The organism is Streptomyces coeruleoprunus (assembly GCF_039542925.1).
Taxonomy (GTDB): Bacteria; Actinomycetota; Actinomycetes; order Streptomycetales; family Streptomycetaceae; genus Streptomyces; species Streptomyces coeruleoprunus.
On record NZ_BAABIT010000001.1, the window covers coordinates 3,274,071 to 3,292,562 of the forward strand.

Below are 18,492 nucleotides of genomic sequence, written 5' to 3' on the forward strand. Positions count from 1 at the left end.
GCGTGGGGTACGGAGCCGCCCGGCTCAGCCCACCGCCGCGTACGTCTCGTACGTCTCGTCGTCGTTCAGTGCGACGGGCAGGATGCCCGCGCTCCGCTCGTACTCCGTACGCGCGGTCTCCAGCAGTCGGCGCCACGACGTGACGGTCGGGCGCCGGCGCAGCAGCGCACGCCGCTCGCGCTCCGTCATACCGCCCCACACGCCGAACTCGACGCGATTGTCCAGCGCGTCGGCCAGGCACTCGGTCCGCACCGGGCATCCGGTGCACACCGCCTTGGCCCTGTTCTGCGCCGCTCCTTGTACGAACAGTTCATCCGGATCGGTAGTGCGGCAGGCCGCCTGCGCACTCCAGTCAGCTACCCAGCCCATGCCGGCGCCGTCCTCTCCCGAATCGAGGCTCCCCCACGGCGGCAGCGGCATATTCACCGCTGCCAGTTGAGGACGTTACGGAAGGCGGGCACACCGCAACACCCCCTTCGGGCCCAATCTTGAATGGCCCGAACGGACTATGCGTAGGCGGCAGATCACCCAGGGGAGTGACCGATAGACATACAAGATGAACTGCACGAACTAGGGCATTTCACTTGTGTCACACGGGGCACATCACGACACAGTCCATGAAAACGGACACGCCCCACGGGTCGGCCGGGGCATGGCCATGAAGCGGCGCAGGGGAAACGCGGGCACAGCGAGGAGAAAAGGGAGGGGGGTGGGGGTGGCTGATTCCCGCCGCAGCAGGAAACTGCTGTGACAGTTGTGACCAGCTTAGGCCAAGGCATATACGTGTGTCCGGCGAATGAGAACGTAGACACCTCACGTTGCTATGCCGTCAAGTTCAGGGATGAGTCCTCCGTTCACGGCGCGGAGGAAGAGCCGCTGGTGCCACTCGTTGGCGTCCCGCCCCGGGTCGGTGGCCAGGACGGGGTTCGGGCCCGTCTCGATGAGGTGCAGGAGCGTCCAGGCGACGCCGTAGCAGACGTCCGGGCCGAAGCAGGCGACCAGCGCCTTCGCTTCATCTCCGGTGACCGGCTTCGGAATCGCTTCGAGCTGCTCCACGCGCCTTTCGATCTCTTCTTCGCTCGCGTCCCAGTCGGGGAGCGGGCCGTCGGCGACGAACGTCTGCACTTCGGGTCTCATGGGCGAATGATCGGCTGCTGTCGGCCTCCTGGGCCACCGCCTCACCAGGGGATCCGCCGTCCCTCCTCGGTCAGCGTCAGAGTCAGGCAGCCGATCCACTCGCCGCTGTCGGGGTACTCCCAGTTCTCGTCATCAGCCAGAAGCGCGGGCAGGTCTCCCCTCGCGATCGGTGCGCCGGGCTGGAAGCCGGGGCTTCCATCAGGGGCAGTCCAGGGAATGACACGGCAGACCTCGATCCATCCCCTGTCGGCGAGAGACAGGAGGAAGGGCACCAGCTTCGCGCAGGGTCCGGATGCCAATGGTTCTTCCAGGTCGCCACGGACGCCGGGCAGGATGTCGATCTCCATCGCGTTGAGCATGAACGCCCTCTCGACCGCGGGCAGGGTGTCAGGTGGGTTCACCTCGAGATGGTCGCATCCACCACTGTGACCGCAGCCTTCCCAAGTCGCTGAGGCGACAACTACGGCATCAGGACCTCCAGGTCCGCCCTCATAGGTCAACGTGGCAGGTCACGCAGCCGCTGCCTCCGACGCCGAGGGCGACGCGAGGAACGCGGACTGCTCGTGGAAGAGCTCGCGCTTCTGGAGGCAGTGGTAGAGCTGGCCGATCGTGCGGTTGAAGAGGTTGCGCTGGGCGGCGGCGTGCCAGTCGCCTTGTTCGCGGCGGCGCCGGTAGTGGGCGTTGGCGCCGGTGGATGCCCGGAGTGAAGCGAAGGCCCAGAGGTAGCCGGCGTGGTTGAGCCGGTCGTTCTTCACCCAGCGTCTTGTGATGGCGGACTTCTTGCCAGAGGCGCGGGTGATGGGTGAGGAGCCGGCGTAGGCCTTCAGACCGCGGGCGTCGGCGAAGCGGGTGCGGTCGTCGCCGATCTCGGCCAGGACTCGGGCGGCGAGCTGGATGCCGAGGCCGGGAAAGCTCAGCAGAATCTCGGCGTCCGGATGCTGCGGGAAGGCCTCCTCGACCGCTTCGGCGAGCTGGTCTGCGGCGGTGCAGGCGGCGTCCAGCTGGATGAAGAGGGCGAGCATCTGCTTGCCGAGCGCGTCCTCGACCAGCGGCGGCTGATGGGCCCACTCGGCCCGGAAGACTTCGCGGAGACGGTCAGCCTCGGCGTCGATGCCGCGCTGGCGGCCGGCACGCTTGAGCGCGGCCTGGATCTGGGTGCGGGTCAGACGTGCGGCCCGTGTGGGGGTGGGGGCGGTCTTGAGGAGCTCGCGGGCCTCGGGACGACACAGGCCGTTGGTCCAGGCGGCGAAGGCGGCCAGGGCTGCGGGGTAATACTCGCGTAACAGGGAACGGAGCTGGTTGGCGAGCTGCTGCCGGTTCCACAGAGAGTCCTGCTGGGCCCGGGCCAGAACGGCGATCGCGCGGCCGAGGTCGGAGTCATCGGGCAGGGGCCGGTGGGCGTGCATGTCGGTGCGGAGGATGTTGGCGAGGACCAGGGCGTCGCCGGGGTCGGACTTCTTGCGCGAGACGCTGTGCCGGTCGCGGTAGCGGGCGGCGGCCATCGGGTTGATCGCGAACACCTTGCGCGTGCCGGTCCGCAGCACCGCGACGAGCAGACCGCGGGAGGTCTCGATCGCGACCGGCATCGGGCTCTCCTCGCTGTCGCCGTACTCGGCGAGCAGTTCCAGCAGGATCTTGTAGCCGGCCGCATCGTCGGTGATGTGCCGCTTTGCGAGCAGCTGGCCGGTGTCGTCGACCAGGGCGACGTCGTGGGTTCGTTCCGCCCGGTCGATTCCACAATAGATCAAGGTTCCCCTCCCCAGATTTCGGCGTTTGCGCTGGTCACGAGCGCATGCGGGCCACGCAGCGACCTAATCCCAGGCCTCGACCGCATCGTGGTCGGGCCGCCACCTCACTAGCCGTTCGTGGCACCAGCGCACCCCACGGGCCTCGGTCTATGCGGGAGCTCAGACGGCTCGGGCGTATCGAGAGGTCACCGTGCGATGGGCTCGCACCACCAACCCCAACGCGTGATCAAGTCGACAGGTGTTGACACACGACGGCCCTGGACGCCGCCGATCTCTTAATAGGCATCGATGCCTGGTGAGTAGTAGGCATGCGTCCAGCGCCGACGGGCACCAACACCGCTCGTGGTGGCGGCCACGGAGACGCCGAACGGCACCGCTCTAAGCAGAGGCGTCGAACCGCCGGGCAACGTGTAGGCATCCGCCCGGCGCCCACGTGACCGCCACCACCGCACCAGACCGTGCACCGATCTACGTTGAGGCCTCGACGGCCCGGCTGCTTCCAGATGTCACGGTCTGGTACTCGAACATCCCGAGGGAGCCATGCTCCGTCGGAACGTCGCTGACTACGGATTAGGCTGCTTCCATGCCAAAGAAGCGCTCGGGCGGTGGTCTGACCCGGACCCAGCAGGCCGCCAAGTTCCTCGGTGTCAGCGTGCTCTCCGGAGTCGTGCTCGCGGGCATCGCGCTGCCCGCCGCGGGCGCGCTGGGCCTCGCGGCGAAGGGGACGGTCCAGGGGTTCGACGAGATCCCCGCCAACCTGAAGCGGCCGCCGCTGAGCCAGCGCACCACGATCCTGGACGCGCAGGGCGGCCAGATCGCCACCGTCTACTCCCGCGACCGCAAGGTGGTCCCGCTGGGGGACATCTCCCCGTACATGCAGAAGGCGATCGTCGCGATCGAGGACTCGCGCTTCTACGAGCACGGGGCCATCGACCTCAAGGGCGTGCTGCGCGCGCTCAACCGCAACGCCCAGTCGGGCGGCGTCGCGCAGGGCGCGTCGACGCTGACCCAGCAGTACGTGAAGAACGTCTTCGTCGAAGAGGCCGGCGACGACCCCGACAAGGTCGCGCAGGCCACGCAGCAGACTCTGGGCCGCAAGATCCAGGAGCTGAAGTACGCGATCCAGGTGGAGGAGGAGCTCGGGAAGAAGAAGATCCTCGAGAACTACCTCAACATCACCTTCTTCGGGCAGCAGGCGTACGGCATCGAGTCCGCATCGCAGCGCTACTTCTCCAAGCGGGCCAAGGACCTCACGCTGGAGGAGGCGGCGATGCTGGCCGGCCTCGTGCAGTCGCCGAGCCGCTACGACCCGGTCAACGACGCGCAGGAAGCCACCAAGCGCCGCAACATCGTGCTGCAGCGCATGGTCGCCGTCGGCGACATCAGCCAGGCCGAGGCCGACCGCGCCAAGGCCGTGCCGATCAAGCTGAAGGTCACCAAGCCGAAGAACGGCTGCATCACCGCGCGCGACGGCGCCGGCTTCTTCTGCGACTACGTCCGCGAGGTGTTCCTCTCCGACCCCGTCTTCGGCAAGACCCGCGAGGACCGCGCCAAGATCTGGAACCGGGGCGGCCTCACCATCCGGACGACGCTCGACCCGCAGGCCCAGAAGGCCGCCCAGGAGTCGATCAAGAGCCACGTCTACCAGGACGACAAGGTCGCCACGGCCGTGACGATGGTCCAGCCCGGCACCGGCAAGATCCTCGCGATGGGCCAGTCCAAGCCGTACGGCTTCGGCAAGAACGAGACGCAGATCAACTACTCGGTCAACCAGGGGATGGGCGGCTCGAACTTCGGCTTCCCGACCGGTTCGACCTTCAAGCCGTTCGTGGCGGCCGCCGCCCTGGAGCAGGGCAAGCCGCCGACGCAGGTCTACCCCTCGCCGTACAAGATGCCGTACCCGGCGTCCGTCCAGTCGTGCAGCGGCAAGCCCTGGCTGAACGTGGGCGGCGACACGGTCGAGAACGAGAACGAGAAGGAAGTCGGCCCTTACGACCTCAGAGACGCGATGGCCATGTCGGTCAACACCTACTTCGTCCAGATGCTGGGTGAGATCGGCATGTGCCCGGTCGTCGACATGACCAACAAGCTCGGCGTGATCATGGGCAACGACAAGAAGCTGCCCGAGAACCCCTCCGCGCTCACGCTCGGCTCGCAGGGCATGTCCCCGCTGACCATGGCCAACGCCTACGCGGCCTTCGCCAACCGCGGCACGTACTGCACCCCGACCGCCATCGAGTCGATCAAGACGGCGGACGGCAAGAGCCTGAAGGTGCCGCAGACCAGCTGCGCCAAGGCGATGTCGGAGCGCACCGCCGACACGATCAACACCCTGCTGCGCGGTGTGATCGACTCCGGTACGGGTCAGCAGGCCGGCCTGCAGTCCCGCGACAGCGCGGGCAAGACCGGTACGACGGACAGCCGCCGGAACGCCTGGTTCGTCGGGTACACGCCGAACATGTCCGGCGCGGTCTGGGTGGGCAGCCCCCTCCAGGACGTGAAGATGGAGTTCATCACGATCGGTGGCGAGTACCACGAGAAGGTCTTCGGCGGAAAGGTCCCGGGGCCGATCTGGAAGGACGCGATGACGGGCGCGCTGGAGGGCCAGCCCGCTCCGGACTTCATCGAGGTGCCCATCCCGAACGCGCCGAAGCCGGGCGACAAGAACAAGGGCCGCGGCGACAACAAGCCGGGCGGCCCGACGACGGGCGGCGGCGACACCGACCCGTTCCCCGGCATCTCCCTCCCGCCGGACCTGATCGGCGGCGGTGGCAACACCGGCGGCGGGAACGGCAACGGTGGCGGCAACGGGAACGGCGGCTGGGGCCGCTGATCCGCAGGGCATGAGAAAGGGGCGTCCGCTGTCGGCGGACGCCCCTTTCTGCTGTGCGTCTTCTGGCGCGTGCGTCTTCTGGCGTGTGCCTTCTGCTGTGCGGCCTGGCGCGCGCACCCGGCGGGGCGCGCTACCCCACGAAGACGCGCAACGCGGCGGGGACGCGTGTCACCCCGCGAGGAGCTGCTTGACCACGGCGGCGACCCGGCCGCCCTCGGCGCGGCCCGCGACCTTCGGGTTCACGATCTTCATGACGGCACCCATCGCGCGCGGCCCCTCGGCGCCGCCCGCCTTGGCCTCCTCCACGGCCTGCGCGACGATCTGCCGCAGCTCGTCGTCCGTCAGCTGCTTCGGCAGGTACGCGTCGAGAACGACACCCTCCGCCTGCTCACGCTCGGCCTGCTCGGGGCGACCGCCCTGGGCGAACGCCTCGGCGGCCTCACGGCGCTTCTTCGCCTCCTTGGCGATCACCTTCTGCACCTCGTCGTCGGACAGCTCACGGGCCGTCTTGCCCGCGACCTCCTCCTTGGAGATGGCGGCGAGGGTGAGCCGGAGCGTCGAGGAGCGCAGCTCGTCGCGTGCCTTGATCGCCTCGGTGAGGTCTTCCTGGAGCTTGGACTTGAGCGTGGTCATGCGGACAAGTGTGGCAGGTGAGGCACGGGACCCGCCCGCGCATTTCACGGGCGTCGGCGCCGCTCCCACCCACCGACCGGCCGTCGCAGGGCACTGCCCGGGTCTGCGACGATGGACCCCATGCGCGCGCGATACGGAGTTCCCCTCGGCATCACAGCACTCGGCGTGGCGGGAGTGGCCTACGCCGCCGGTTTCGAGGCGAGGTCCTTCCGCCTCCGACGCATCAGCGTGCCCGTACTGCCGCCGGGGGTACGGCCCCTGAGGGTGCTGCAGGTCTCCGACATCCACATGGTGTCCGGGCAGCGCAAGAAGCGCGCCTGGCTCCAGTCGCTGGCGGGGCTGCGCCCCGACTTCGTCGTCAACACCGGCGACAACCTGTCGGACCCGGAGGGCGTGCCCGAAGTCCTGGACGCCCTGGGACCCCTGATGGAGTACCCCGGTGTGTACGTGTTCGGCTCCAACGACTACTACGGCCCCAAGCTGCGCAACCCGGCCCGCTACCTGTTCGAGAAGGTGCAGGGCCGCCACGGGCTGAACGGCAACCCTCCGGCGGTGGGCGCCGTCCACAACCCGTGGGAGCAGATGCGGGACGCCTTCGACACGGCGGGCTGGCTGGACCTGACCAACACGCGCGGCCGCCTGAAGCTGGACGGCCTGGAGCTGGCCTTCACCGGTCTGGACGACCCGCACATCAAGCGCGACCGGTACGAGAAGGTGGCCGGCGGGCCGGAGCCGGACGCCGATCTGTCTGTGGGCGTCGTCCACGCGCCGTACCTGCGTTCCCTCGACGCCTTCACGGCCGACGGCTACCCGCTGATCCTCGCGGGTCACACGCACGGCGGTCAGCTGTGCGTCCCCTTCTACGGGGCGCTGGTCACCAACTGCGACCTGGACACCGGCCGCGCGAAGGGCCTGTCCACCCACAGGGCGGGCGGCCACACGGCGTACCTGCACGTCTCGGCCGGGTGCGGCACGAACCGCTATACGCCGGTCCGCTTCGCATGCCCGCCGGAGGCCACGCTGCTGACGCTTACGCCACGCGACTGACGGCTGCCGCACCCGGCGGCGGCGACGCGCTTACGGTGGGGACATGACTGCCCCGTTTTGGACGTATGTGCCCGTTTCCGCAGTGGTCCCGCCGGTGCGCCGCCCGTACGCCGCCGCCTTCCGTGCACTGATCGCCCTGGCGGCGCTCACGGGCGTCGTCATCGCCGCGGTCCTGGGCAGCCCGGCGCGGGTGCTCAGCCACTTCACGGTGCAGAGCAACGTGCTGGTCGCCGCGGTCTTCGCGGTGTCGGCCCGCCGCGCCTGGGCGGGCCGCCCACCGGTGCGGCCCCGGATCACCGGGGCGGTGCTCCTGTACATCGCGATCACGGCCGTGGTCCACCACCTGGTCCTGGCCGGAGCCGCCGCCCCGGCGGGCTGGGCGGCCGTCGCCGACCACCTCCTCCACACGCTGGTCCCCATCGGCGTGGCCCTGGACTGGCTCCTCCTGGTCCGCCCCTGCGGGCTGCGCCCCCTGGACGCGGCACTGTGGCTGGTGTACCCGGCGGTGTACGTGCTCTTCGTCCTGGCCCGCGGCTTCGCCCTGCCCCCGGGCACCGCAGGCCGCTACCTCTACCCGTTCCTGGACCCCCTGACCCACGGCTACCGCGTGGTGATCGCCCACGCCCTGGTCCTCGGCCTCTCCTTCTACGCCCTGTCCCTGGCGGTCACGGCCCTGGACTGGATCCGCCCCCACGTACGGGGCCGCCAAAACCGGATTTCGTCTCAGGGCGCGGGTGGGCTAAAGTAAACGTCGTCGCCAGGACAACAACGGGCGACACCGGGGTGTAGCGCAGCTTGGCAGCGCGCTTCGTTCGGGACGAAGAGGTCGTGGGTTCAAATCCCGCCACCCCGACAGCCAAAACACCAGGTGAGGCACCTACTGAATTCAGTAGGTGCCTCACCTGTTTCGTCTGCGTGTCTATCTGCGTGACTACCGCCTCGGCGCGGCCTCCGACCCCGTCCCGAAGATCCCGTCCATGGCGACCGCGCCCGTCTGGATCACTGGACGGATCTGCTTCCGGTAGACCTCCTCGGTCACAGCCGTACTGGAGTGGCCGACGAGCCGGGAAATCTCCTCCAGCGGGATCCCCTGGTCCGACAAGATCGACACGAAGGACGTTCGCGTCTCCCGGGTCGTCCACTCGTGCGGCTTGAGATCGACGTCGGGAAATCGTCGGGCGGCCTCAGCAAGCACCTTACGGAACTCACGCCGTACGTTCGCGGCGTCCAGCTGCGTACCCACGGCCGACGCGAAGACGAGCCCGCTTTCCTGCCAGTGATCACCGGCCGCAACGCGCTGCCACCCCTGGCGCTCCCACTGGATCCTCAGCGCGTCGACAGCCCGGCCGGGCAGCGCGAGGGTACGGCGGGACTTCTTGGTCTTCGTGTCCCCAGAGCTGCGGACCGAACGCCATACCGCGATGTGCGGCGGGATCGCGGGCGTCGCGTTCGGGTCGCCTTCGAGGTCGACGTGGTCCCAACGCAGTGACCGCATCTCCTCCGTCCGTCCCCCAGTGAGAAGGGACACCACGATGTACGCGTAAAGGGGTGAGTCCGCAGCCGTCGTGAGTACGGCCTCTGCCTGCTTGATGGTGAGAGACTTCGAGGGCCGTCCGGGACGGCCGACGGGGACTGAGCACAGCTCGACAACGTTGCGCTTGACCTTGTCCCGAGCCATGGCCCGCTTCACCGATCGGTTCAGACACGAGCGAATCGCTTCCAAGCTGCGAGTGCTCAGTACCTTGGCCTTGCCCGCCAGCCACCTGTCCACGTCTTCAGCACTGAGATCACGCAGCTTGCGTGCCCCCAAGGCGGGAATGACGTGGGTGTTGGACAGGATCGTGTTCGTCTTGACCGTGCCCTCGTCCCGACCGGCGAGCCCGTACGCGAGCCAATCCGTCACTGCGTCCTTGACCGTGTAGGTGGCCGGAGCGATCGCAAGTCCGTCCTCGTAGTCCCGCAGTACGTCCTTGAGCTTGGTCTTTGCCTCAGTTTTCGTCTTGCCGCTGGCCCGCTTCACGATCCGCTTGCCACTGGGGTCATAGCCGAGGCTCGCCGTGGCGATCCAGCGTTGTCGCTTGTCGTCCCAGTGAAGGCCGCCGTCCCCACGACTGCGCCGCTTGGCCATCAGGCGGCCTCCTCAAGACGGGCCTGAAGGTAGTCGTGCAGCGCGCTCGCGGGGATGCGGCGGGAACGCCCCTCCGTGATGGAGACGAGGCGCTTCGAGCGGATCAGGTCGTAGACCTTTGTGCGACCGAGCTTGAGCCGCGCCATGACCTCCGGCACGGTCAGCAGCTCAGGTGGTGCGGTGGTCATTCAGCGGCTCCTTCCATGTGGAATTGGTCAGCTAGCGCCTCCCGGGCGGCTTCGCGGTTTTGCTCGATGTCCCGGCGGATGTTGGCGGCGAGCCAGGATTCGCCGGGGGTGTGGCCGTGTCCGGCGTAGGCCCAGTGGGCGACGACGAGGGTGGTGGCCTCGGGGTGGTCGTCGGGGTGGGGCAGGCCGAGAGCTTCGCGCTGCTGGGCGGCGCGGTAGTCGGCGCGGGCCTGGCGGAGGGCGGACAGGGTGGTGGAGTAGCTGCGGGATTTGGTGGAGAAGTGGCCGCGGAAGCCGAGCATGTGGGCCCAGTCGCGGAGCTTGCGGCCGGGGTAGAGCGGGTGCAGGTCCAGGCAGGCTTCGATCAACCGGCGGGGGTGGTCGGGGACGCCGAGCAGGACCAGTGCTTCCTTGTTGCCGACGCGGTGGTCGACCGTGCCCGTGGTCTCGGCGGCTTTGGTGGCGTACTTGGCGACGTACGAGGCCACGGCCTGTTCGGTGATCTCTTCGCCGTGGTTGAAGGCGCCGATGGGCTGGACGTCGAGCTGGGTGCCCCAGCGGAGGGTGCGCGCGGGCTGGTCTCCGGCGGCGGGCACGTCGACGCGTACGCGGGCGGCAGCGGCGTGGATGGCGTCCCTGAGGAGATCCAGGGTGGCCCATGCCGGGGGCGGGGTGTCCGGCCCGTCGGGGCCGTCGAAGCGGATGACGGCGTGGAAGTGGACGGCGCCGCGCTTTTGGTACTCGGCGACCTTGCCGAACGACAGGCGGGACTCCTCGCGGGCGGCCTTTTGGGTAAGTCCGGCGCGGCGGGCGATCTCGCGGCGGAGGTAGATCGTGAAGTAGCGCCACAGGTCCGAGGCGTGGTTGTTCCACAGCACGGCGGCCGCGTAGTCGTACGTCGCGGGTTCCAGGGGCGTGCCCAGTTCGGGCGCGTCCTGGCTGTGGTGGGTGCCGCAACGGCAGGGCCGGTTGCCGGGGCGGTTGTGGACGGGGCCGAAGGACGGTGCGGTGAGGGTGGCGAAGACGCGGGGGTGGTCGCGCACGGTGTCGGGGGTGCCCTTGGCGGGGTCGCCGAGGAGTCCGGCGCGGATGAGGTGGTAGGTGTCGCCGGCGTAGGTCCAGGCGCAAGCGGGGCAGCGGGAGGCTCGGCGGTTGCCGCAGGCGACGCGGAGCATGCCGCCCGGCTCGTGGTCGGTGCTGTAGGAGTGCAGGACGGTGCCGGTGGCCGGGTCGATCGTCTTGGTTGCACCGATCAGGCGGATCGGGTCGGTGCAGCCTCCGGTGCGGCGGATCTGTTCTTGCCAGCGGTCGAAGTCGCCGGATGCGGCCACCCTCAGCACGTCGGCGAGGGTGGTCGCATCCAGGCCCGCCACGGTGGCGGCGTTGGTCACGTGCGGTCCTCCTTGGGCGGGTGGCGGTCGATCCAGGCTTCGGCGCAGACCTTGTGGACGGGCTTGCCCCGGTCGGAGCGCAGCGGGGTGGGCTTGGTGCAGATCACGCACGGCTTGTCGCCGCTGCGGTCGTAGTGGTCGGCCGATCGCCAGTTCAGGACGGCCATGGCGGTCACCGCCCGACGCGGGTGAGCGTGGGGGTGGGGACGGCGTGGCCGGTGCCCTTGCAGGCCGGGCAGGTGACGTGGAGGGTGACGCGGGTGCCGTCGCGGTGTCGGTCTCCGGTCGTCACGGCGGCGGTGGCGAAGCCGTCGCAGTCGCGGCACGACGGCAGGGGCAAGGCGCGCTGGGGCATGATGGGCTCTCCCTTTCGGGTCGGTTGGATCTGGAAGTGGTTCAGGCGCCCGGGGCGGCGGAAGTGTGGTGACCGAGGCCGCCCCGGGGGCCGTTCAGCTGTTGTTCTTCAGGTCCTTGAGGAGCAGGCGCAGGACGACGGCGACGACCGCGACGCTGATGCTGGTGACGGCGACCGCCAGGAGCATGGAGACCAGGACCGCACCCACGACGAGGACGACCGCGGTGCCACCTGCTGCGACACCGACGACAGTCCCGGGCGTGAGCTGGACCGTGGTCCGGGACGGAGCAGGGGCCTGCGGGACCGGCGTCGCGGTGCTGGGGGTGGTCAGGGCCGAGGCCGCGCTGATGATGGTGGGCTGGGCCGGGGCCGGCGGGGTGGCCGTGTCCGGGGCCGGGTACTTCGGGGTGAACATGTCGTCTCCTCAGGGGTTGCAGCGGTGGGTGCGGGCGGCCAGTTCGGCGGCGGGACGGCCGTCGTAGTCGACGGACCAGTCACAGCGGGGGGCGGTGCAGGCGGCGGTGTGCTTGGTACGGCCACGGCCGTCGTAGTAGCTGCCGACCTGGACGGGGCCGATGCGGATCACGTCGTAGAAGCGCCTCGGACGCGGCATGCTTCACCTCCTTTCGGGTCAGGTGAGTTGCGCGGCGATCGCGTCAGCGAGCGGGGCCGGGACGCCGAGGCGGGCGCGGAGCGTCGCGGCGTCGATCGGGTCGCCGGTCTGGGCTCGGTGGCCGTCGGCGACCTTGCGGGCGTGGTCGAGCAGGGCGGGCGGCACAGCCACGGGCACTGGTGGCGCCGGAGCGGCGGGCAGTTCGGGGGCCGGTGCCAGGGCGCGCTCAACCGTGATGGGCTCTTCCGGCTGCGGGTCCGGTAGCGGCGCCTGCTCTTCGGGGTCGGTGACCGGCGTGGGGCTCGCAGTTGGCTGTTCTGCCGTGTGTGCGGGGGCGTGGGCCAGGAGCGTCCCGCCGAGGAAGGCCAGGGCGGGCCATCCGGCGACGAGGATGCGCAGCCATGCCGGTACGGCGTTCATGTCGAGCAGTCCGGCGGTGGCGACGTTCGCGCCGAGAGACGCGGCCAGCGCGATCACGAACCAGGCCCAGGCGGCGCGGTTGTCGGCCTGGGTGCGCATGCGGCGCCAGGCAGCGACCAGCAGCAGGTCTACGCTGACCGGATAGGCCCAAGCCTTCCAGCCGTCCTGTCCCGCGGCTTCGGCCAGGTCGTGCAGGTGAGCGAAGGACAAGGCACCGGCGATGACAGCTTGGATCAGCACGGCGTCGGGGCGGAGGGTGCGGAGCACGGGTTTCACCTCCCTTCGGGCTGAGGCCGCTGGCGGGCGGCAGTGGAGCGGTCCGCCCGGCAGCGGCGGGTGCGGGTCAGGACTCGGCGACCGTGCCGGTGCCCCAGCACGTCAGGCACAGGGCTTCCTGCCGGTCGTTGCTCACCCGCTTGCGGCGAGCGCCGACCTTGAAGGACTCCAGGACCTGTCCGTCCTGGCAGTCCGGGCAGGACTGGGTCTTGGCAGGCTTGCGGCTGGTCGTCTTCCGTGCGGCCATGCGATGCCTCCCGGTTTTCGGCATGGGCGGGGTAGGGACCTGGCGCGAAGGCGGTCACGCCGACCGAGGGAGCGGGTGTTACTCGGTGACCGGCACCGGCTTGACCACCGGCATCGCGTCGACCGCGGCCGGGTCGGCCGGGACGATGGGCCGGTACGGCTCCAGGGCCGGAATGTGCGGGGTCAGGTGCGCGTACTCGCGGCACACGGCCACGGCTTCGGCCGGAGTCATCTCAGGGGTGCGGATGCGGGACCAGCCGCCGGAGGAGTCGCCAGCCACGGCCACACCGGGACGGTCCGGCGGGATGGTCGTCACGGCGACGACAGCATCCGGGGCGATGTCACCCAGACCCATTTCGGCGGTCTGCTTGTCGTTGACGCGGTGCACCACGCGGCCGGTGAGCTGAGCACGAAGCATCGTCGCGCCCTTGCCTAGTTCGGAGCCGAAGCGCTGGCCGCACACCTCCAAGTAGATGCCGACCGCACGGGCCATCTGCGCCAGCCGGATCATCTGCATGACCATCCGGTCCCGCCGCTCCTCGTCCTTCTTCACCGCGGTGAGGAAGAGTTCCGCGACCTCATCCACCAGGACCACCAGCGGTACGGGGCGAACCCGAGCAGGAAGGCTCCACATGTCGGCCACGCCGTACTCACTCAGCACGTCGAAGCGCTCCTCCATCAAGCCCACCAGCGCATCCAGCAGGCCAGAGGCCTCATCCGGGGTGACGGCAAGGGCGGACAGCCGGGCGGCGTAGCCACGCTGCTCCACGCCCCGCTTGCAGTCGATCCCGACCAGCCCCACCGGCAGCTTCGCCAGACCGGCGATCAAGTTGCGCTGATACATGGACTTGCCCGACTGGTTGGCCCCAAGCGTCAGCGCATGGGGAACCCTCTGGTAGTCGCGGACGAAGACCGTTCCGTCCTCCCGCAGCGCCACCGGCACCACCATCGGCCCGGACGTGAGGCCACGCGGCAGGCGGCGCGGCATCCTCACCCGCCGCAACACGTCGTAGCCCGTCATCCGCAGCTCCACAAAGCCCGGCCTGACCTCCACCACGTGCACCGAGTGAACGCCCCAGGCGTGCCGCAGCCGTTCAGATGCAGCGGCCACATCGCCCGGCTCCAGACCGGCCGGAAGGCGCAACATGACTTTCATCCCGGTGGAGGAGCCGCGCACCCGCCGGACCTTCGGCGGAACAGGCTGGACGTCCGGGCGCCGGGCCACGTTGCGGACCATGAACGCCCGGAAGCGGGACGGCTGCACCGTCAGCCCGCACACGTCCATCGTGGACCGGTACGTAACCGCGAACCGCACCCGCGCGACCGGCAGACCGGCCAGCGACCAGAACACCCGCGGCGCCCGCGTCTTCGCGTAGCCGAGGCCACCGGCCGCCGATAAGGCGCCCGTTACCTCAAGCACGGTGACGACGTCCGACATGGTCAGGCCCCCGGCGTGATCGCGACCGCGCGGAACGAGATCCCGTGGCGGGTCTGACCGTTGAACGTGTTCTCCCAGTCCCGCGCCTTGAGCCCGATCACCGACACCGGCATGCCCGGCGCCAGTCCCTCCGGCACCCCGGTCTTCGGGATGGTCACCTGGTACAGGTTCCCCTCGCCCTCGTCGGAGATCAGCAGACCCACGGTCGTCAGCGGCGCCCCGGTCTCCCGGTCCATCGCGATCTCACCGGTCTGCTTGTTGGCCAGCTTCGGCGTCGGGGCGGTCGCGACGAAGACGACGGCGGTCGAAAGGTCGATCTTGAAGGACGGCATTGCTACTCCTCTAGAAGAGACAGGCTCCTTCACTCATGTACATGAGCGACACTAGAAGAGTGCCCGACTCCTATACATGAGTCAACCCGCCGCGAAGAAGAAATCGCGGCGGGCTGCGGGGGGTTGACGGGCAGTCAGTCGGCCGCCGGGATGCGGTACTGGAAAGTGAACTGGTCAGCGGCCATGAGGGTGTCACACACCTCCACGACACGCCCCTCCTCGGTCACCGCATCGCGGATCAGGTGGACCACTGGCGCGCCAGGGCTGAGCGCGAGTTCCGACGCCTCAGCCTTGGATGCCGGACGGGCCTGAAGGGTCTCGATGAACTCGGCGAACTCGTGACCATGATCTTCAAGCCGGGCGTAGATGCCACCGCCACCAGGGTTCTCAGCAAACAGCTCGGGGATGTCTCTAACGACATCCCAAGGCAGGTACGAGGCGGCCGTCTCAACCGGCGTACCGTTCCGGAAGTACAGCCGTCGCCGTGCAAGGACCTGTGTGCCCGCCTCCACGCCAAGCCGTTCGGCGATGTCCTTCGGCGCCTCCATAGGGCCGATGTACAGCACGCTCACTTTGGCGGTTGCACCGGCCTGCTCAGACTCGGCGAGGTACGCGGCTTTCCCTCCCCGGCGATGCGACCGGCGAAAGCGGTCCGACGAGCGCTGACGCACAGGCGGCCGGGCCTTCACCATCGAGCCCTTGCCGTGGCGCGTCTCTACTAGGCCACTTGCCCTCACCTCGACCATGGCCTTGCGGATTGTGCCCCCCGAGACGCCGTAGCGATCCACCAACTCGGACTCGCTCGGCACCATGTCCCCGGGTTTGAGGATCCCGGCCCGGATCTGCTGAACGATCTCGTCAGCGATCTGCACGTATCGAGGTACGGCCCTGCCACCTCCTGCCGTAGTTTCCATAGTCCTTCTCTTCCTCCTATGCTCCTATACATGAGTAACAGCGTCCGCGAAGCCCAGTCAACGCCACTACACTCCGTGTCCGTCGCAGGGGCGGTTGTACGCGAGGACGGGCGGCTGCTGGTGATCCGGCGCGCGGACAACGGGACGTGGGAACTGCCGGGGGGAGTCCTTGAGCTTAAGGAAACTCCAGAGGAAGGCGTAGCCCGCGAAGTCTGGGAGGAGACCGGCATCCGGGTCGAGGTCGACGAACTGACCGGCGTGTACAAGAACATGGCGCGCGGCATCGTCGCTCTGGTCTTTCGCTGCAAGCCCTCAGGCGGCAGGGAACGCACCTCCGCCGAGTCATCAGCGGTCGAGTGGCTCACGCCGACCGAGGTGTCAGAGCGGATGGCTGAGGTCTACGCGGTCCGCCTACTCGATGCCATCGACGGTGCAGGGCCCCACGTGCGCAGCCACGACGGCCGACAGCTACTCAAGATCCGCTGATTTCGGGCTCAGGCGTTAAGCCATACTCGCTTATGGCGCGCCACGGTGTAGACCGCTTCGACTTGCTCAGGGCACAGCTTTCCACTCAGCGGCGCCAGCGAAGCGATATCTCTTTCCTTGTAAGCGCGGACCTCGTGTGCCGTGGGCGCCTTGGTCAGGTCGGTGACACCGACGAAGACTAGGACGGGCTCTACATGCACGGGGAACTCACAGTATCGTTCCAATACCTCCCGAACCCGGCGGGCCTCGCTTCGGCTGATATTGGCATACGGCTGCGGGCGCCCGTGGTTCACCTTAGCCGCATGGTCGCCGAGCCACACTGACTTGCCGTCGTGGTACTTGGCGTTGACGACGAAGACCCCGCCGGGGCCAATCAGCAGATGGTCGATGTCACCGCCGGTAGGAGTGGGAATGCCGTGCAGCACGCGCCAGCCAAACGGGTGCAACCGCTCCAGTTCTCGCCCCACACGGCGCTCCCCTGCAAGCCCCTTGTGCCAGGACTCCCATTCCGACGTGCGGCCGAGCAGGCGTGACCATATCCGCCGCATGGGGGTCTGCCCCTTGCCAGCGAGAAGGCCAGCCAGTCCGGCGCCCGGCTGGTTCGACGCCAGGTCATCCTGTGGGGTCAGGGTGGGCAGCTTTGAGACTGTCGGGCGAGGAGCCCGCGTCGGGGAAGGTGGCTCATGAACAGGAGACCGGGATGAGGGAGCGCCTGCCGACGATGCACCCCGCTGAAGGTAGGGGCGTATGAGCTCCAGAGCCTCACGCCGGTACTGGGGATGCTCGAACTGCAATTCCCCGGTGGCGAGATTGGCCCACGCCACAGTCGTACCGTCTGGCAGGTTCACGTACACGCGGTCATGTCCGAAGCGTTTCCACCGGCGCACCGACAAGTCCCTCATGCCCGCCCCCAAGTCCATGCCGTCCCAGAGATATGGCAGCAGTCGACCAAGTGCCGCACAAGAGCGCCTTGTGATCGAGTTGCCCTAATCGTTGGAAGCCCAACGCTGACTTCCTTCCGCCAGGCCATGAGCGCTTAGTGGAGGACGCCCCCACCTGAGCCCATGGACTGTTACAGGTTTCTCTACCTCATCAAGCCCCGCCCTTCCGGGCGGGGAGGGGAGGAAAAGGGACTTCTCGGGGGCTCCCGCGCCGCCAGGCCGAAGCCTCGGATCGAGCAGACCCCACGCGTGCGACACCACCACAGCACCCCTGAGCCACACCCGCAGCACCCCTAAGGCAGCCGCCGTACCGGTAGCCAGAACCCCCACAGCCGGGCAGCGGCCAGGGTGCGGGTAGGCGGGTGCTCTTGCCTTTCAGGCATCCGGCGCGCTGGCCAATCGGCTTATCCAGCCGCCGCTACGGATCACACCCCACCGGCCCGCACTGCGGGCCGGCGCGGGCTCGTGGGCGGGGGCTCCGCTCCTGCCTCCGGCCCGCGCCGCCCCCGCCCCCGGCCCCGCGCCACCAGAAGTTGCCACGGGGTGACCCGCTTCACGCTTTGGCCCGCCCAAGAACAGCGCCGGACCGAGCAGACGTCCCCGCCACCCGCACCAGGCCGCGCCTCTGCCTGGGCGCCCTGATCCGGCCGGACGCTGGAGAGGGGCACCGCAAGGAACATGGAGGTGCAGGTAGACCAACGCCGGGACGCCCTTCGGAGCGCGGAGGAAGTGCAGGTGGATGGATGAGGCGTGGCGGATGGCTGGGGCTGGTCGAGCACGACTTACGCCTTGGTCCAAAGCATGCCTCCGGCGGGGGCGCTCCGGCTCCGGGATGGAGGGGGCGCCGTTCGCGAGTGCGGGACCGTCGTGGCGTGCGCTGGGAAGCTCCCATCCCGTCTGCCATCGACCCAGGCAAAGCCGAGCAGACACGGGTCCTGGCGTCCAGGTCGTTCGTACAGTGGCGCGCTCCACCTGGACGCCAGGACCCGCGCCCGCTCCACATACGTGTGGGCCGACGGCAGACGGGATGGGAGCTGGGGAAGGTGGTGGGCTGAGATGGGCGTGCAGCCGGAGTCGAGACACCCGTCAGCGAGGTCAACACCGCCGGAGGAGAGAAGACAGTACCGATCGTGCGCTAGCGGGCCCGCCCATGCTGTGAGGGATGAGAGCAGCGAACAGGAGGCGCCCTGACTCAGCCGTTGAGACTCCACCAACTTCAATCGACAGACGGGGCCAGCCCACTCCATTCAGTCAACGCCTCTGCCTCCGCGAAGACCACAACGCCGGAGAGTCCTGCCCCCGGGCCTAGGTCGATCACCAAGGCTTGCTCACTGGCCTTCTGTGGCTCGTCACCCTCGAAAGGCCT

Annotated in this window: 22 protein-coding genes and 1 tRNA gene; 5 read left to right on the forward strand and 18 right to left on the reverse strand. The window is 68.8% G+C overall.

All coding sequences use genetic code 11. The features are described 5' to 3' along the window. Positions 1-24: 24 nt before the first annotated feature. The 4 genes from ABEB09_RS14315 to ABEB09_RS14330 all read right to left on the reverse strand — a co-directional run bounded on the left by ABEB09_RS14315 (position 25) and on the right by ABEB09_RS14330 (position 2,885). Positions 25-369, reverse strand: a complete 345-nt coding sequence (locus ABEB09_RS14315; RefSeq protein WP_175408568.1) for a WhiB family transcriptional regulator — start codon at positions 367-369, stop codon at positions 25-27. A gap of 444 nt (positions 370-813) precedes the next feature. Beyond that, positions 814-1,137, reverse strand: coding sequence for a hypothetical protein (locus tag ABEB09_RS14320; protein ID WP_345690286.1), 324 nt, complete (start codon positions 1,135-1,137; stop codon positions 814-816). A 41-nt stretch (positions 1,138-1,178) separates the two neighbouring features. Further along, on the reverse strand, positions 1,179-1,538 hold the full coding sequence (locus ABEB09_RS14325; protein WP_345690287.1) for a hypothetical protein: 360 nt from the start codon (positions 1,536-1,538) through the stop codon (positions 1,179-1,181). Positions 1,539-1,646: 108 nt separating this feature from the next. Further along, positions 1,647-2,885, reverse strand: coding sequence for an IS110 family RNA-guided transposase (locus ABEB09_RS14330; protein WP_380839409.1), 1,239 nt, complete (start codon positions 2,883-2,885; stop codon positions 1,647-1,649). Positions 2,886-3,468: 583 nt separating this feature from the next. On the opposite strand from ABEB09_RS14330, the gene ABEB09_RS14335 reads away from it, so the two are divergent. Next, the gene (locus ABEB09_RS14335; protein ID WP_345690288.1) at positions 3,469-5,718 is read left to right on the forward strand and encodes a transglycosylase domain-containing protein; all 2,250 of its coding nucleotides are present in this window, start codon (positions 3,469-3,471) and stop codon (positions 5,716-5,718) included. A gap of 168 nt (positions 5,719-5,886) precedes the next feature. Here ABEB09_RS14335 and ABEB09_RS14340 read toward each other — a convergent pair whose 3' ends face one another. Then, the gene (locus ABEB09_RS14340) at positions 5,887-6,351 is read right to left on the reverse strand and encodes a GatB/YqeY domain-containing protein (RefSeq protein ID WP_345690289.1); all 465 of its coding nucleotides are present in this window, start codon (positions 6,349-6,351) and stop codon (positions 5,887-5,889) included. A 120-nt stretch (positions 6,352-6,471) separates the two neighbouring features. Here ABEB09_RS14340 and ABEB09_RS14345 point away from each other — a divergent pair, with 120 nt between their 5' ends. The 3 genes from ABEB09_RS14345 to ABEB09_RS14355 all read left to right on the forward strand — a co-directional run bounded on the left by ABEB09_RS14345 (position 6,472) and on the right by ABEB09_RS14355 (position 8,251). Further along, positions 6,472-7,398: a metallophosphoesterase gene (locus tag ABEB09_RS14345; protein WP_345690290.1), complete on the forward strand. Its 927-nt coding sequence runs from the start codon at positions 6,472-6,474 to the stop codon at positions 7,396-7,398. A gap of 43 nt (positions 7,399-7,441) precedes the next feature. Continuing rightward, positions 7,442-8,146, forward strand: a complete 705-nt coding sequence (locus ABEB09_RS14350; protein ID WP_345690291.1) for a Pr6Pr family membrane protein — start codon at positions 7,442-7,444, stop codon at positions 8,144-8,146. A 31-nt stretch (positions 8,147-8,177) separates the two neighbouring features. Further along, positions 8,178-8,251: transfer RNA gene (locus ABEB09_RS14355), tRNA-Pro, on the forward strand. 78 nt (positions 8,252-8,329) lie between these two features. On the opposite strand, the gene ABEB09_RS14360 is transcribed toward ABEB09_RS14355, so the two are convergent. The 12 genes from ABEB09_RS14360 to ABEB09_RS14415 form a co-directional block, all read right to left on the reverse strand. After that, positions 8,330-9,526 carry a site-specific integrase gene (locus tag ABEB09_RS14360; RefSeq protein ID WP_345690292.1) on the reverse strand — a complete coding sequence of 399 codons (1,197 nt, stop codon included), beginning with the start codon at positions 9,524-9,526 and terminating at the stop codon, positions 8,330-8,332. Beyond that, complete coding sequence (locus tag ABEB09_RS14365) at positions 9,526-9,714, reverse strand: helix-turn-helix domain-containing protein (RefSeq protein ID WP_345690293.1); 189 nt, start codon at positions 9,712-9,714, stop codon at positions 9,526-9,528. Before ABEB09_RS14365 ends, ABEB09_RS14360 begins: the two co-directional genes overlap by 1 nt. Further along, complete coding sequence (gene repSA / locus ABEB09_RS14370; protein ID WP_345690294.1) at positions 9,711-11,105, reverse strand: replication initiator protein RepSA; 1,395 nt, start codon at positions 11,103-11,105, stop codon at positions 9,711-9,713. Before repSA ends, ABEB09_RS14365 begins: the two co-directional genes overlap by 4 nt. Beyond that, positions 11,102-11,272 carry a hypothetical protein gene (locus tag ABEB09_RS14375; RefSeq protein ID WP_345690295.1) on the reverse strand — a complete coding sequence of 57 codons (171 nt, stop codon included), beginning with the start codon at positions 11,270-11,272 and terminating at the stop codon, positions 11,102-11,104. The genes repSA and ABEB09_RS14375 overlap by 4 nt, the downstream gene beginning before the upstream one ends. Before the next feature lie 5 nt (positions 11,273-11,277). After that, positions 11,278-11,460, reverse strand: coding sequence for a hypothetical protein (locus tag ABEB09_RS14380; RefSeq protein ID WP_345690296.1), 183 nt, complete (start codon positions 11,458-11,460; stop codon positions 11,278-11,280). Positions 11,461-11,554: 94 nt separating this feature from the next. Beyond that, positions 11,555-11,875 (reverse strand): SpdD protein, encoded by a 321-nt coding sequence (locus ABEB09_RS14385; protein WP_345690297.1) that lies wholly within the window; start codon positions 11,873-11,875, stop codon positions 11,555-11,557. Between the two features lie 9 nt (positions 11,876-11,884). Continuing rightward, positions 11,885-12,073: a mobile element transfer protein gene (locus tag ABEB09_RS14390; RefSeq protein WP_345690298.1), complete on the reverse strand. Its 189-nt coding sequence runs from the start codon at positions 12,071-12,073 to the stop codon at positions 11,885-11,887. A gap of 18 nt (positions 12,074-12,091) precedes the next feature. After that, positions 12,092-12,760, reverse strand: coding sequence for a DUF2637 domain-containing protein (locus tag ABEB09_RS14395; protein ID WP_345690299.1), 669 nt, complete (start codon positions 12,758-12,760; stop codon positions 12,092-12,094). A 76-nt stretch (positions 12,761-12,836) separates the two neighbouring features. Further along, entirely contained in the window at positions 12,837-13,016 is a 180-nt protein-coding gene (locus ABEB09_RS14400; protein ID WP_345690300.1) for a hypothetical protein, read from the reverse strand. Positions 13,017-13,094: 78 nt separating this feature from the next. After that, positions 13,095-14,453, reverse strand: coding sequence for an FtsK/SpoIIIE domain-containing protein (locus ABEB09_RS14405; protein WP_345690301.1), 1,359 nt, complete (start codon positions 14,451-14,453; stop codon positions 13,095-13,097). A 2-nt stretch (positions 14,454-14,455) separates the two neighbouring features. Further along, the gene (locus ABEB09_RS14410) at positions 14,456-14,785 is read right to left on the reverse strand and encodes an SCO3933 family regulatory protein (protein WP_345690302.1); all 330 of its coding nucleotides are present in this window, start codon (positions 14,783-14,785) and stop codon (positions 14,456-14,458) included. A 134-nt stretch (positions 14,786-14,919) separates the two neighbouring features. Continuing rightward, positions 14,920-15,699, reverse strand: a complete 780-nt coding sequence (locus ABEB09_RS14415) for a GntR family transcriptional regulator (protein WP_345690303.1) — start codon at positions 15,697-15,699, stop codon at positions 14,920-14,922. An 18-nt stretch (positions 15,700-15,717) separates the two neighbouring features. Here ABEB09_RS14415 and ABEB09_RS14420 point away from each other — a divergent pair, with 18 nt between their 5' ends. Beyond that, positions 15,718-16,185, forward strand: a complete 468-nt coding sequence (locus ABEB09_RS14420; protein WP_345690304.1) for an NUDIX hydrolase — start codon at positions 15,718-15,720, stop codon at positions 16,183-16,185. 8 nt (positions 16,186-16,193) lie between these two features. Here ABEB09_RS14420 and ABEB09_RS14425 read toward each other — a convergent pair whose 3' ends face one another. Beyond that, on the reverse strand, positions 16,194-16,733 hold the full coding sequence (locus tag ABEB09_RS14425; RefSeq protein ID WP_345690305.1) for a nuclease-related domain-containing protein: 540 nt from the start codon (positions 16,731-16,733) through the stop codon (positions 16,194-16,196). Between the last annotated feature and the right edge of the window lie 1,759 nt (positions 16,734-18,492).